We start from the raw sequence: 13,730 nt of genomic DNA on the forward strand, positions 1-13,730 counted from the left end.
TCTTTGATTTTTGATTTTATAAAAACGATTGCATCCAGTTTTTTATCGCAGCCCAGGCTTCCGGGGCAATATCACCTTTCAGCCGGGGCAGCTCCTCATTGGTGCAGCTTTCGCAATGCAGGAAAAGATGATTTAAACCCGGCAATACTTTCACGGTTACCTGTGGGTTGCCGCTTCCCGCGATGGCAGCCAGGTTTTCCTTATAAGGCACCATGATGTCCTTATCGCCGTTCAGCGCCAGAAAGGGTACTTTAATCTGCTGCAGGAATGGCGCAGGGTTGTGCCGCAGGTGATACTGGTACCAGGGGCCGGTGGCCTGCCGGATATAAGATTCCAGGAAGAAGCGCATGTGATCTTCTTCCCCGGCTTTATCTTTTGCGTAGGCGCTGTCGTCCGCATGTTTCCATGCCGCATAGGTAGCGCGGAGCCGTGGCTCCAGCTCCGGCGTATAGGCGTAGCGGTAGGCGGTATCAAACATCAGTGTGGTGATGGTATGATGCCGGTTTTTATCGTACGCTGAAATGGGCGCAGCATCAATGATAGCGCTGTTTTGCAGCTTCAGTGCCTCGATGCCGCTGGTAGCCAGTCCGGCGAGTGTGATCACAAAAGCCACATTTTTACTTGCTGCAGCCGCGATGATAGCGGCAGCGCCACCTTCGCTGTGCCCGATCAATCCTGTTCTGGTGACGCCAGGCTGCAGCCGCAGATAGTTGATGGCAGCGAGTGCATCGTCTGCAAAGTCTTTGGTAGTGGCAGTTTCATACACTCCATTTGTTTCGCCGGTGCCGCGGTCGTCTGTACGGAGTACCGCAACGCCCATTGCGGCAAGCGAATCTGCCAATGCCTTAAACATTTTATGGCCGGCCATTGTACCATCACGGTCCTGCTTACCGGTGCCGGATAACAATACCACGGCGGGAAAGCTTTTGCGGTTAGCCGGAATGGTAAGGGTACCACCGAAACGGATACTTTTATCTTTGTTGCTGAAATAAACATTCCTGCTTTGGGGCGCGTCTGCCTGGCTATATACCCGCGGCAGGCACACCATCATGCAGATAACGATTACAACTAAAAACCTCCCTGCGTTACTCATCCTTCTTTCTTTAATAACTCAATGATATAAGATATCTCGTCTGCCAGGGCGCTCGGACTTCCTTTGTAACCAATTCCCAGCCAACGGATTATTCCATGCTGATCAATGATCGCCTTTGCCGGGATGCCGGAGAAAGACAATGTTTGGGCGTATTTGTTATAGGTATCATCGAGGTGACCGGAGGTACTGCTTTTAGCATCGAGTAATACGTTCAGGTGCAAATTCTTCGACTGAAGGAATTTTTTTATCTGGTCGCGGTAGTCCGGTTTGGTTTCCTGGGTGGCAATAAAGAAGAAGTTTACGTTCTTGTCTTTGCTGTATTTATCTGCCGCCATCTGCATGCCCGGCATGGCTTCTTTGCAGGGTCCGCACCAGGTAGCCCAGAAATCCAACACTACAATTTTGCCTTTCATTTTGGCTAGATCGGCTACGCCGCCGGTGAGTTGTTCCAGTTTAAAGCCCGGCGCTTGTTTGCGGATCAGTTGTGCGCGCAATGCTTCCTGCTCTGCAGATAATACATCGGCGCTTTTCATGCCTTCGAAGTAAGCATTAAACCCTGTTTCTTTTTTGTGTTTGCGTACATATTCCTGTTTCAGCAGCGCAATTATTTCCGGCGTTGCCTTATTGGCCCTGGTGGCGTTTTCAGCAATCTGCATGGCATCTGCATGCCGGCCGGTATTTTCCAGTAAGGTAGCATACAAGCTGAGAAAATCAGCCCTTTCAGCGCCCGGTTGCTCTTTTACTTTCTCCATCCATTGCAGGGCGGCCTTATCATCGCCTTGTTTATGCAGCAGGGAGGCGTGTCCCATAAAGGCGGGTAACGCAAATTTCAGGACCTGTTCTTTCCATTGCAGCGGCGAATAAAACCGGCTGGCGGCGTCGCTCCTGTTAGTGGCATATGCTTCGATGCGCTCCACCAGTTTTTTGGAGTATGGAAATGCATCTGCCAGTTTAATTTCATCGTGTGCCAGCGCGTTCATGATCAGGAGGCGATGAAATTCTGTGAGGGCTTCGAAAGGCGCCACGTCCATTATTTCATCCAGGTATTGCAGGTTTTTACCGGCCATTACCTTTTCATAAACAACGCTGCGAAAAGCCTTGTTATAATACATCTGCTGTATTTCCGTATTCACTCCTTCAAACTGCTGCGGCGGAAACTTTTTCACAAACTCCTGCCATATCGGATAGCGGCCACCGGCTGGCCCCTTGAACATTTTGAACACCATAGCGTCTCTCGCTGCCACTCCTGAAGGAAAACGGGCGATGATCACATTATTCATGGAGTCGGCGCGGTTCCTGTCTCCCAACAAATTTCTATACGCTTTACTTACATCCATTAATTCCGCTTCGGTAACATCTTTCAAACTACTTATATAATTAATTTCACGGCGGATGACGGTATCAGCGCGTTTCTCGCCGGTGCTTTTCAGGATCTTCATGGCGTTATAAAAAATAAGACGCCTGCTTTCCGGGTGATACCGGAGTTCGTTGTTCATCCAGAACATCGCTACTTCGTTGGTGATCTTCACCGTATCATCTACCGCGGGCGGTACTTCACCTATAAAGGAAGGTGTGCGTAGAAAAGCCCATGCAGCGTATGCAGTAGCCATTTGCCGGCCATCACGAGTGGACAACATGGTGGCATAAGTTGGCGTGCCGCCTTTATCCGTAATGCCGTTGGCGGAGAAATTACATACCAGCAACGCGGTTTTCTCCGGTAAATAATACCGGGTTACCCAGCCTGAATCGGTCATCTTCATTTGCAGGTCGTGCGCTTCCCATTGATTGTTGTTATAGAGATAGATCACGCCACTAACAGGCGCCTGTCCTTTCAGCCTGGTGTTTTCCGGGTTATAGCTGATGGTGACTGAATCCCCTGCTATAGCCCTTTCCGGCGATAGTTTCATTGCCTGTTGTGAAAAGGCCATTCCGGAGAACAACACACACGGCATCACAAAGGCCATTTTTACTTTATTCATCTGAAGATTGCTTTTAGTGTTTATCTCTGGTTTTGTTCCAGCGATGGATTCAGCTGGATATTATACTGCGGAATGGGAAACAGGTACCGGTTGCTGCCAGGCGTAAGCGTATATGTTTCGCCGGTGGCAAAATTGGTACGGGTAATATTTTCCGCAAAACGGCTGTCGGTAAAAAGACGTTTCTGATCAAACCAGCGGATGCAGGTGAAGCATAATTCCCGTCTTCTTTCCTGTAATACTTTTACCAACGCATCGGCTGCACTGGTGGCGGTCATCGGCGTAAAATCGAGTGCCGCAAAGCGTTTGGCCCGGAGTGTATTGATAGCGCTCATAGCGCCGCCTGCATCTCCTGCCCTGGCCCGGCACTCTGCTTTGATAAGCAGCATCTCCGGTACAGAGGGACCAATATTGCGGTTACCGCCAATCACCGCTTCTTTGGAATAAACGCGGTAAGTATTTCCGGATAAAGTGTAATTACTTGTAAAATAGCTGTAGCGGTAATCTTTGGTGTCGTACAACGACAGCAACTGGCTGCTCATTACCTGCATAGCGGAATACTGGTGGCTCATTCCTGCTGTTTTGGAAAGAATGATTTCCGGGTTATCTGTGCGTTGCGGGTAACTGCTCAGGGTGGGCAGGTCCAGTAACCCTGATTGGATCATCAACGCGTTATCTGCATTTTTTTCTGCCTCCGCATACTGTCCCATTTGCAGGTAGGCTCTTGCCAGCAACGCATAGGCCGCAGCTTTGGAGGGATAAATATTGTAGGTATTTTTCTCCGGCAAATCAGGAACAGCAGCCTGCAGATCGGTCAATATCTGATCGTAGGCCTGTTGTACCGTAGCACGGGTAGCTACAATGGCCACATCGGGTTCCAGCAGTAAAGGCACTCCCAGGTCGGTAGCTTTGCTGCTCTCATTGTATTGTTTACCATACATGTTTACCAGCGTGAAATAGCTGTATGCGCGGTGTACCCTGGCTTCTGCCAATACCTGCTTTTTCAGCTGTGTAGTACCGCCGTTACTGTTCATTACATCCCTGATCACCAGATTGCAGGGATAGATATTAGCGTAGAGTATTTTCCAGTCGGGGTCTGCAGCTACCACGTCATAGTATTGCGCCGCCCACATATAGGCATTGCGTGACTCGGCCGATAAACCCTGTTGTATAGCGGCATCATTGTATACAATATCATCTGCGGTCATATCCGGCATATCTACCGAACGTTCCAGATCCTGGCGGTTATTCATCAGGTACCGGTAGTTCACATAGTCGGAAGGTGTAAGCGCGCCTTCGGTTTTTATATCGGTGTATTTGCTGCAAGCCTGGATAAGTGTGCCGGCAACAATAAAAAGGAGAAATATTTTATATCGTTTCATTTGACTGCGGTTTGAAGTAAAATCAGAAGCTGACGTTCAGTGAAAAATTATACGATGCAGATGGCGGCAATTTTACATTCCGGGCGCTCGGCGGAAAATCCGGATCTATGCCATCTTCGTTTTTTGTCCACAGTAACGCCAGGTTCCTGGCTGCACCGGTAAGGGAAATACCCTTAACAGGCAGGCGGTGGAACAATGCTGCCGGCACGTTATAAGTGAGCGACACTTCGCGTAACCGGATATGATCGCCGGGCAGTACATTGATATCTGCATTCGCGTACCTGATTTGCCCGGTGCTGTTACCACTGAGGCCGGGCACATTGGTGAAGGCTTCATCACCGGGTTTACGCCAGCGCTGATCCACGAGTTTGTTATAGTCGTAGTTCTGAAACCCGTAACGGCCAGGGTAATCACCGGGTACCGGCCGCTGGAATACATAGCCCAGTTTATAGGTAACCAGTACAAACAAAGAGAACCCTTTGTAGCGGACCGTTTGCCGGAGACTACCAAAATACGGAGCCGATAAACGGCCGGCGTTTTTCAGATCGCTGATATCTTTGGGCGATTGATAGATAGTCAATGTATCTCCCTTACCTCCTATCACGCGGGGGCTGCCGTTGCGATCCAGGCCGGCGTAACGGAAAACCATCAGGTAATCTGTGGGGAATCCTTTTATAGGACCGCCAACACCCCCGGATTGCAGCAGGGAGTTGGTAACATTATATCTCGCATCTGTTACCTTATTGGTGTTATAGGCGAATACCAGGTTGGCAGACCATTCAAATTCTTTGTTGCGGATAATGCTGCCACCGAGCGACAAATCAATTCCTTTGCCCGTCAGGGAAGAAGTATTGCGGGTGATATTATCAAAGCCCACGGTATTGTCGATCGGGAACGAAGCAAAGAGGTCGGTGCCTTTTTTATAATAGAATTCTACGGCTCCGTTCAGGCGGTTATCAAACAACGCATAGTCCAGTCCTACGTTATACACGCCGGTTTGTTCCCATCGCAGCGATGGATTGGCCGGTGATCCCACCGTTGAATAAGGATCAAAGGGGTATTGATAGTCGTTCAGCAGGTATAGCTGATCGTATGGCAATGCGGTGGTGCTGATGTTACCGTTAATACCATAGGTAGCGCGCAGTGTAAGTCCGCTTACCCAGCTAACGTTTTGCATAAAGTCCTCTTTGGACAATGCCCAGGCTGCGCCGGCCGACCAGAAAGGTTTTGCGCGGTACTTTTTATCGAGACCAAAGTTATTGTAGTCGTCGTATCGTGCGCTCCCCGACAGGGTATACTTACCTGCATAGGTATACGAAAAATTGCCATAGTAAGAAAGATAACGCCTGCGCTTGGAGGAATAGTTTACGCCATATGGCACTACCGACTGGTAGCCGTCTACCGTTACATACGGGGTTACATAATCTACCGGCTTGCTATACTGCGTTTGTGTATTAAAGCCAAACATGCGGTTGCTGCCGGAGCCATCAATGGTTTGCCGGGCTTCCATACCCAGCAGGGCATTCACCTGGTGATTACCTGAAAAGTTCCGGTCCAGGTTAAGCTGTCCGCGGATGCTGTAATTATTTTTTGAATAATCCGTTGTTTCCATGATACCGCCCAGGGGAATACCATATACCAGTTTACCATTTGCATCAATGGAGGTAGCGGTATTCAGCATATTGCGGGTATAGTAGGAGCTGTCGCTGTTAAAGTTTTTTGCGCCGGAAGAAGCCCGTTCTGCCATATACTGGGCATTAAAGCTCAAACCTTTATACAGCGGGATATTTAAGGCAAAGGTAGCAGCGTAGTTACTTTCATTGGTGGTATTATCTGACAGGGCCAGTTCATTGATATAGTTGTAGCGCCAGGGCATATAACCCTTTGCCTCCAGGCTGCTGAGCCGGCCGGAGTAATAGGCGCGTGCATAATTTACGCTGTTGCCGTTATCGTCTACCAGCTGATCGTAAGGCATCAGCGGGTTGGGGGAACGGCCGTATACACTGATCCCTTGTCCGCCGGTGCGGTAGCGAAACCAGCTTCCACGCAGGTTGGCAGACAGGGTCACATTTTTAAAGAAGGTAAATTCCTGGTTGGCCGTCAGGGTCATTCTTTCCCCGAACGTATTTTTGGTGCTGGTGTTTTCTTTATCGTAGGCGCCGGAAACGAAGTAAGTATGTTTCCCGGTGCCGCCGCTCACATTGAGATCGTAGTGGCTGGTAGAAGCGGGCGTAAGCAGGTATTGTTCCACCTGTTTCCTGGAATCGCGTCCTTTCAGTACTGCAAATGCAGCATCTACCTGTGCCTGGGTTACCTCGCCTCTTTTAAGCCGGAACATCCAATCTACTGCCTCGCTGATGGGCCGTTGACTGGCAGCGGGCAAACTGGTGGGATCGGTGATAAATCTTTTGTTTACCAGCTCCTGCTCATAGTCGATCATTTGTGTGGCATTCATCAGCGGCAGCGAGGATAACCTCGGCTTGCCGTTTATGCCTAATCCTGCAGAGAAAGAGATGCGTGGAGCGCCATCATTTATTTTTCCTTTTTTGGTGGTGATCACAATTACACCGGCAGATGCGCGGGCGCCCCAGATAGAGGCCGCTGCCGCATCTTTCAGGAAGGTGATCTGTTCCACATCAGCGGGATTAATAGTGCGTATATCCATCTCCGTAGGAAATCCGTCTATTACCACCAGCGGTTTTTTATTTACATCATTGTTCAGTGTGCTGGCGCCCCGGATGGTAATATCATAACTGCCGTTTCCCTGCACGGCGCCATTCAGGTTGGTATATACAAAACTGTTATCAGATTCTGTAAGGTTCAGCTGCACGCCGGCCACCTGGCCTTCCAGCCGGTGAAGCACATTGGGCACCGGGATCTTTTCCAGGTCTTTTGCAGTGACTACTCCAAAGGAGCCGGTAGCGCGTTCTTTGGGCAGGTTTACATAACCGGTGGAAACTACTTCCACCTGTTTCAGGTTGCCTACCCGTTCCTGCAGGGTTACATTATACGTTTTTGCGGCTTCCATCATCACGTTCCGGTTTTGAAATCCCACGCTGGAAAAAGACAGCATCGTTTCATCTTCCGGTATCTGGATAAAATATTCCCCGTTGTCGTTAGTGAAGGCCGTTTTCTTTGACAGCAGGCCCAGGATACTTACGCCTGGTATACCCTGTTGTTCACTGTTGATTACCCTTCCCGATATCGTTCTGTTTCCCGCACGGGTGGTGGCAATGTCCACCTGCCGGGCGCCGGCGGGTGTTTCCGGGCTTTTTTTGATCAGCACATTATTGCCTTTTACCGCAAAGGTTAAACCGGTGTTACGCAACAGCTGTTTCAGGGCATCCTCCAGCGGCTCATTGTTACAATCGAACTGCAGACGGGGAAGCCCTTCCAGGTCTTTCGACTGGTAACCAAAATACTTCCCTGTTTGCGTTTGCATTTGACGAAACACTTCTTTCAGTGTGGCATTGGTCAGGTGCAGGGTAACCCTGTCTTCTTTTTGCTGTGCATAAGAAAGGGAATAGTTAAGGCATAGCAATGCCAGCAGCACTGCAACAATCTTTTTTGTCATCTCGTACTTTAATTGGTTGATTTAAATGTGTAGTCAGTAAACTACGTAACCGTCCTGATTCCTGGCGTACTTCGCATTGGCCAGTTCACATATTATATCAAGGGCACTGTCAACAGATGTGTTCTTCTTAAATCCTGTTGTGATCAGCAGGTTGGCCAAAGCTGGATTGCTGATCTTTATATTTACGCCGTAAAAGATCTGAAGATCTTTCATTATATCTTCCAATGGTTCATCACTGAAACTGATGTCTCCTGTTTGCCATCCTGCTGTATTAATACTGATGGTATTGCGTTGCATCACTTCACCGGTAAGCATGGTGAGATGCAACTCCTGCCCTTTTATAAGGGTGGATATATCTTTTTTATCTTTTGAGATCTTTACTTTTCCTGTAACAACAGACACAATCGCCTGGCTACGGCCGGGATAGGCTTTAATATTAAAGGAGGTACCGAGTACGGTGGTAGTCATGCCACCGGCGGAGTGTATCACAAAAGGCCATGCAGCCGCGTTAGACACTTCAAAGAATGCCTCGCCTTCCAGGAATATTTCCCTTTTCTGCGGATCAAACTGATCGGGGTACCTGATTTCCGTACCACTGTTCAATACAATGCGGGTACTGTCTGACAGAACAATCACTTTACGTTCCTGGTTGCCGGTGCGGATGGTGGTAGTTGCCGCAATCAGCTCCAGCTTTTCTCCCTTCTGCCCGCCGGCAGCCAGCGGAGCCGGGTTCCGCTTTGTGGAAAGCATCCAGGCGCCAGTGCCCAGTAGTAACAACAGGGAAGCGGCAGCCGCCACACGAATGGTACTGCGGCGTTTATAAAAAGGCACCACCTTTACAGGAGCCGCAGGATGAACAGCCAGGTCAATTTCACCGCGGTTATTGACATAGGTAGCCGACGGTGTTTCCAGTCTTACTTCACTATAAAGCTGATCCAGCAGGGAAATCATGGTATTGTCCTCCTTGTTGGCTTCCAGGAGGTCAAAGAATTCATTCCTTTCTTCCGGCGAGCATTTGCCGGAAATGTATAACCTGAAAAGATGTGTAAAATGTGCCTGATCCAATCTCCGATAGTATTAATGTGACGTGTCCTGATACAGGACTATATATTACTGACGTTTGAAAAAAGGGGATGTCCTATCGGGCGGGGAAAAAAATTAAAATAATTTAATCTGGCCGGCTACAATTTTGCGGAGATAGCTGAGGGCGGCAGTTAGCTGGTTTTTTACGGTAGATGGGGAAATGCGGAGTTCTGCTGCAATTTCATTCCGGGTGCGGCCTTCCACCTGGCTCAGCTGGTAAATGATCCGGCGCTGGGGAGGCAGCTGGTTGATGGCTTCTGCCAGGGCAAATTCATATTCTTTGGCTACAATATTCTCGTAGGTACGGCTTTCCTCCCACTGGTGATCATTGAAGTAGGCGGCACGCAACCTGCGGTCGTTGGCGAGCTGGCGTAGTACGTCCAGTACCTTATTACGCACCATCTTATAAAGATAATCCTCTATGTTCCTGATATCGCTGAACTGATCGCGGACCGACCATAACTTAATAAATACTTCCTGGATAATGTCGCGGGCGAGTAATTCGGATTGGATGGATTTAAGCGCAAAACAATAAAGGGGATATTCATACAGGCGGAAGTAAGCAGTAAATTGCTCCTGCTGCAGTTGTTCCTCCCGGCTTGTCAGATCTTTCCCCTTCATCCCTGTTTGCTAAATTTATCACAAAGTACAAATGTATTAAAAGTTTGGAAAAATTTATTTATTGGAGAGAAAGGGTGCTATTTTCAATGACGTAAATTAAATACCCTGATACATAAAGGGATAAGCCCGATTGAAACCAGGATAAATATGGCTACCCGGATGTAGTTGAGTGTTTGCCACAGTGATGTTTTACTCACTAAGTTTTGCGCCATTGATTGCGTTTCGGCTATTTTCTGAAAGTTGATAATGTTGGGTGCAAAGAAAGCCAGCGTCCAAACCCTTACTGCGAAGTGAATGGCAAATAAAATCAGTAACCAGTTCCTGGCGAAGTCAATTTTCCAGCAGAAGACAATGGCAAGGATAAAGGTAACTTCATGTAATGAATGAAAGACGATCCAGAAGTTTTTCAAACTTGCTCCCCGCCCATCCAGCAAGAGTTTGAAATTAGCAGGTGGGGCATCTGTCCATTTTGGTACGAATACAAGGGTTTCAAATATCTGCGCCCCGTTCATCAGAAAATAGATCAGTGTTGTGATATACAACCACAATTCAGCTCTGGTAAGGTAACCTGTTGTTATGTTATTCATTTGAAATCATTTTAGATCATTTCCGTTTTATTCATAGCAATAAAACATCTATTCCGATGTAAAAATAGTTATAAAATCGATTATAGCAAATTTTCAAACCATTTTTTGCTACATTTACATCGAATCCGATATAAACTATGAGTGAACTTGTAACGCTGATTACCGCCTGGGAAGAATATGCTCAAAAGAATACAACTGTTTCTGCAACGGAATTCTGTATGTATTTTTTGGCAAAAGAGAGCAACAATCAATTATTCAGCGGGCTTACCCCGCCTGACCTGGATACTGTATTTGCAAAGCTGATAGGAAGGCTTGCGGGCATGCAAACGGTTTATTCAAAAATGGCGCTACAGGAAATACCCGGGTTTGAGCTGGAATGGTTCTATTTTCTGAACTCTATCTACCAGCTAAAAGAAGTAAAGAAAACACAGGTCATACAATACAACTTCACAGAACAAACCACTGGTATTGACATTCTCAATAAGTTGAAAAATCTGGGATATATAACAGAGAGAACTGACCCGGATGACAAAAGGGCGAAACTTGTCAGCATCACAAAAACAGGCGAAAAAAAACTATTCAAAATATACCAGCTGCTGTACAAACCTACCCTGTTAATGTATAATGACATTGATTATAAAGACAAACAGCTGGTTATAAATATTCTTACAAACACGGAGCATAAGCACCAGGAACTGTTATCAAATTCCAGGAATAAGTCGATAGATGATCTGCTCACAGAAACATTGGGAAAAGAAAAGCTGGCCCAAATGGAACTGGAGCAGAAAAAGCGGATTGCCGGATTTCCCGATGCAAAGCGCAACAAGGAAAGCCTTTAAACTTTCAGGAACACCTTCTGTTTGTACATGAAATACAGGAACAACCATTTTAGAAATACCAGGGAGATGCTGAGGGCTACCGCTCCAAACGGCTCTCCCACCAACTGCCCAAGCCATTTAAAAAATACATTGTTGCTGTAACCCCAGTCGATAAAGTGACCGGAAATATAAATAAGAATAGAGTTCATTCCTATAACGCGGAAGAAGAACGCCCATTTCCGGTAGCCCGCAATATCAATCACGTAATAGAAAAATGCGAGCAACAACAGGCTGATACCTCCTACCTGCAGCACAAATGAGCTGGTCCACAGATTTTTATTGATGGGAAAATCAAGATTCCATAATTGCGCCAGCACCAGGAAAACCACGCCTGTAAGCGCCATCATGCCTACCTTCTTCACCGGAGACATAGGGTTGTTACGCAATAAATTTCCTGTTAGAATTCCTAACATCGCAGTGCTGATGGCCGGGAAGGTAGACGTAAATCCTTCCGGATCATGGATACCCAGGTACAACTTACCCGGAACGATGCAGCGATCGAGGTACGATGCAAAATTCCCTTCCATCGTAAGATCACCGGGCGCAAATCCGGGCGCCGCTGTAAACTTCAGCAGCAGCCAATACGCCACCAGGATAGCGGCGAACCAGATCATTTGCGCCCGTTCCTTTGTATACAAATAAATGATATTAGCAAACATATAGGCCAGCCCGATGCGCCCTAATACGCTGCAAAACCGTATCTGCGATACCGGCTGCAGCTGCAACCCATTATTATAAATGATGCCCAGCAACACCAGTACCAGTCCCCTCTTTATTACACGCAATAACAACTGGCTCCGGCTCTTACCTTTCTCCAGCTCCCGGCCTACCGAATACGGCGTGGATACACCAGCCATAAACAGGAAAAGCGGGAATATAAGATCATAGAAATGGAACCCGTTCCATGCGGGATGTTCCAGTTGTACATCTATTGCCGCCCAGAAAGGCGATCCCGTTGCTTTGGCTATTTCATGAAAGATAGCGCCGCCGCCCATAATCCAGAACATATCAAATCCCCGGAGGGCATCTAATGAGTAAAGACGGGCTTTTTTTTCATTGTCACGGTTTATTGCCATAGGGGCTTCTCCGGATGTCACTGGCAATGCTGATAATGTGCTCATTGTTGAAGAGATCAAACGATTAGTGTATAATTTCAAACGATTTTGGCAGCATACAAGCTAATAAAAATGACGCTAACTTTCTCTAAAATAAATCCGTAAAGGTACCGGCAGGCTGTTCTATCCGCTAAATATATTGATTATCAATACATAACATCGCAACAGGAAGCGAAAGCTCCCGGAGCTAAAGGGGGGCCTTTCAGTCGCAATTTTGTCCTGCCAATGCCTGATCCCTGGCAAAACACTTATGACTTCGCCCACTGACAGCTTATGCACCGGCTGACCTTCCAAATGCAATTACATTTTTACAAAACAATTTAGTGGTCCCCTGTATGCAGCTCAAGGGTACTGTCGATCCAGTTTGCAATCAATTCCTTTTGGCCGGTAGTTAGCCTGGCATCAGCATGTATAAGGCTATATGAACTTAACGGCATTTTACCGGCTGTTACCTGTTCTTTCATTCTCTTCATTTTATTACGCTGTCTTTTGGATGAATAGGTCCCATACTCATCAAAATTCAACTCCTTTTTCCCTTCCCTGATATGAGCAGCCATTAACCAGCCCACAGGCTGAATACCCGCATACCAGGGGTAGCGGGTATTATTACTATGACAATCATAACACGCCTGCTTCAATATCGTTTGTACATTCGCCGGAATGGTATACAGACCGGTGATTTCATCCGGAGATTTCCTGCCACCGTTTTCATTTTTCTCCGGTTGAAAAAATTGTATCGCAACAATAATGATCAGCAATAAAAATAAAATGATCCTGGTCATACGCTATTGAATCATCTCTTTAACGGAACCGCAGGCAGGCATTTTACCACCCATATAAGGATTCTGTATGTCCTTTGTTTCGCTCAGCCACAGCGCTCCTTTGTTATCATTGTACATAGGGCAATAATCATGATACAAAGTTTGCTTCCCGCCAAATGCCTTTACCAGTGCATATACATCCTCACTCATCTGGGCAAAGTGTTCACGCTGATGTGCTATATTTCCTTCATTCCTGCCAATATGCTCCGCATGTTCTTTCAGATCATCTTCATTTTCATGATACACTTTCTGTTGTTCAGGCGTCATAGCGGCCTTATCTACTTTTTCCAATGCGATTTCCATTGCTTTACCACTGCTGGCAGCTTCAGTTGAATTATCGGCAGCAAGACTATTTTTAAGATGCAGATAATGTCCGAAAACAGGTGTCAGGGAGGCCATCACGTTGGCATCCACATTTGTAAACTGAGCCTTTACCTGCGCTATTGAATGATCAGCGGGCGAACTTCCCTGTTTCATAGCCATTGCAGCAGTATCATGCTGATGCGCTTCATGAGCGTTATTGTTGCTGTTATTACAGGCAGTAAAGGTAACGGTGGCTGCCACTAAAGCGCCGGTGATGATTGTTTTCATTTTATTTTT

11 protein-coding genes are annotated in these 13,730 nt (G+C 47.1%); 1 reads left to right on the forward strand and 10 read right to left on the reverse strand.

Annotated features, from left to right (window positions below; genetic code table 11):
• Window positions 1-16 precede the first annotated feature (16 nt).
• From PV783_RS33785 to PV783_RS33815, 7 genes are all read right to left on the reverse strand, one after another.
• Window positions 17-1,093 (reverse strand): alpha/beta hydrolase family protein, encoded by a 1,077-nt coding sequence (locus tag PV783_RS33785; protein ID WP_420991119.1) that lies wholly within the window; start codon window positions 1,091-1,093, stop codon window positions 17-19.
• Window positions 1,090-3,072 (reverse strand): redoxin domain-containing protein, encoded by a 1,983-nt coding sequence (locus PV783_RS33790; RefSeq protein ID WP_420991120.1) that lies wholly within the window; start codon window positions 3,070-3,072, stop codon window positions 1,090-1,092. The genes PV783_RS33785 and PV783_RS33790 overlap by 4 nt, the downstream gene beginning before the upstream one ends.
• A gap of 20 nt (window positions 3,073-3,092) precedes the next feature.
• Complete coding sequence (locus PV783_RS33795) at window positions 3,093-4,451, reverse strand: RagB/SusD family nutrient uptake outer membrane protein (RefSeq protein ID WP_420991121.1); 1,359 nt, start codon at window positions 4,449-4,451, stop codon at window positions 3,093-3,095.
• Between the two features lie 22 nt (window positions 4,452-4,473).
• Entirely contained in the window at window positions 4,474-8,025 is a 3,552-nt protein-coding gene (locus PV783_RS33800) for a SusC/RagA family TonB-linked outer membrane protein (RefSeq protein WP_420991122.1), read from the reverse strand.
• A gap of 33 nt (window positions 8,026-8,058) precedes the next feature.
• Window positions 8,059-9,090 (reverse strand): FecR family protein, encoded by a 1,032-nt coding sequence (locus PV783_RS33805; protein ID WP_420991123.1) that lies wholly within the window; start codon window positions 9,088-9,090, stop codon window positions 8,059-8,061.
• A gap of 93 nt (window positions 9,091-9,183) precedes the next feature.
• A complete protein-coding gene (locus tag PV783_RS33810; RefSeq protein WP_420991124.1) occupies window positions 9,184-9,729 on the reverse strand; it encodes an RNA polymerase sigma factor in 546 nt (181 codons plus the stop codon).
• Window positions 9,730-9,812: 83 nt separating this feature from the next.
• Window positions 9,813-10,316: a transposase gene (locus tag PV783_RS33815; protein WP_420991125.1), complete on the reverse strand. Its 504-nt coding sequence runs from the start codon at window positions 10,314-10,316 to the stop codon at window positions 9,813-9,815.
• A gap of 137 nt (window positions 10,317-10,453) precedes the next feature.
• Between PV783_RS33815 and PV783_RS33820 the strand changes: the two genes are divergently transcribed.
• Entirely contained in the window at window positions 10,454-11,155 is a 702-nt protein-coding gene (locus PV783_RS33820) for a helix-turn-helix domain-containing protein (protein ID WP_420991126.1), read from the forward strand.
• On the opposite strand, the gene PV783_RS33825 is transcribed toward PV783_RS33820, so the two are convergent.
• The 3 genes from PV783_RS33825 to PV783_RS33835 all read right to left on the reverse strand — a co-directional run bounded on the left by PV783_RS33825 (window position 11,152) and on the right by PV783_RS33835 (window position 13,721).
• Window positions 11,152-12,315, reverse strand: coding sequence for an acyltransferase family protein (locus tag PV783_RS33825; RefSeq protein ID WP_420991127.1), 1,164 nt, complete (start codon window positions 12,313-12,315; stop codon window positions 11,152-11,154). The two genes, PV783_RS33820 and PV783_RS33825, sit on opposite strands and share 4 nt — an antisense overlap.
• A 314-nt stretch (window positions 12,316-12,629) precedes the next feature.
• Window positions 12,630-13,091, reverse strand: a complete 462-nt coding sequence (locus PV783_RS33830) for a heme-binding domain-containing protein (RefSeq protein WP_420991128.1) — start codon at window positions 13,089-13,091, stop codon at window positions 12,630-12,632.
• A 3-nt stretch (window positions 13,092-13,094) separates the two neighbouring features.
• Complete coding sequence (locus tag PV783_RS33835) at window positions 13,095-13,721, reverse strand: DUF3347 domain-containing protein (protein ID WP_420991129.1); 627 nt, start codon at window positions 13,719-13,721, stop codon at window positions 13,095-13,097.
• Window positions 13,722-13,730 lie beyond the last annotated feature (9 nt).

The organism is Chitinophaga sp. CC14 (genome assembly GCF_048957795.1).
GTDB classification, from domain to species: domain Bacteria; phylum Bacteroidota; class Bacteroidia; order Chitinophagales; family Chitinophagaceae; genus Chitinophaga; species Chitinophaga ginsengisegetis.

What these genes read in the sequence shown, in the direction of transcription:
- PV783_RS33785 (WP_420991119.1), bottom strand. Translation starts at nt 1,093, where the DNA reads ATGAGTAACGCAGGGAGGTTTTTAGTTGTAATCGTTATCTGCATGATG.
- PV783_RS33790 (WP_420991120.1), bottom strand. Translation starts at nt 3,072, where the DNA reads ATGAATAAAGTAAAAATGGCCTTTGTGATGCCGTGTGTGTTGTTCTCC.
- PV783_RS33795 (WP_420991121.1), bottom strand. Translation starts at nt 4,451, where the DNA reads ATGAAACGATATAAAATATTTCTCCTTTTTATTGTTGCCGGCACACTT.
- PV783_RS33800 (WP_420991122.1), bottom strand. Translation starts at nt 8,025, where the DNA reads ATGACAAAAAAGATTGTTGCAGTGCTGCTGGCATTGCTATGCCTTAAC.
- PV783_RS33810 (WP_420991124.1), bottom strand. Translation starts at nt 9,729, where the DNA reads ATGAAGGGGAAAGATCTGACAAGCCGGGAGGAACAACTGCAGCAGGAG.
- PV783_RS33815 (WP_420991125.1), bottom strand. Translation starts at nt 10,316, where the DNA reads ATGAATAACATAACAACAGGTTACCTTACCAGAGCTGAATTGTGGTTG.
- PV783_RS33820 (WP_420991126.1), top strand. Translation starts at nt 10,454, where the DNA reads ATGAGTGAACTTGTAACGCTGATTACCGCCTGGGAAGAATATGCTCAA.
- PV783_RS33825 (WP_420991127.1), bottom strand. Translation starts at nt 12,315, where the DNA reads ATGAGCACATTATCAGCATTGCCAGTGACATCCGGAGAAGCCCCTATG.
- PV783_RS33830 (WP_420991128.1), bottom strand. Translation starts at nt 13,091, where the DNA reads ATGACCAGGATCATTTTATTTTTATTGCTGATCATTATTGTTGCGATA.
- PV783_RS33835 (WP_420991129.1), bottom strand. Translation starts at nt 13,721, where the DNA reads ATGAAAACAATCATCACCGGCGCTTTAGTGGCAGCCACCGTTACCTTT.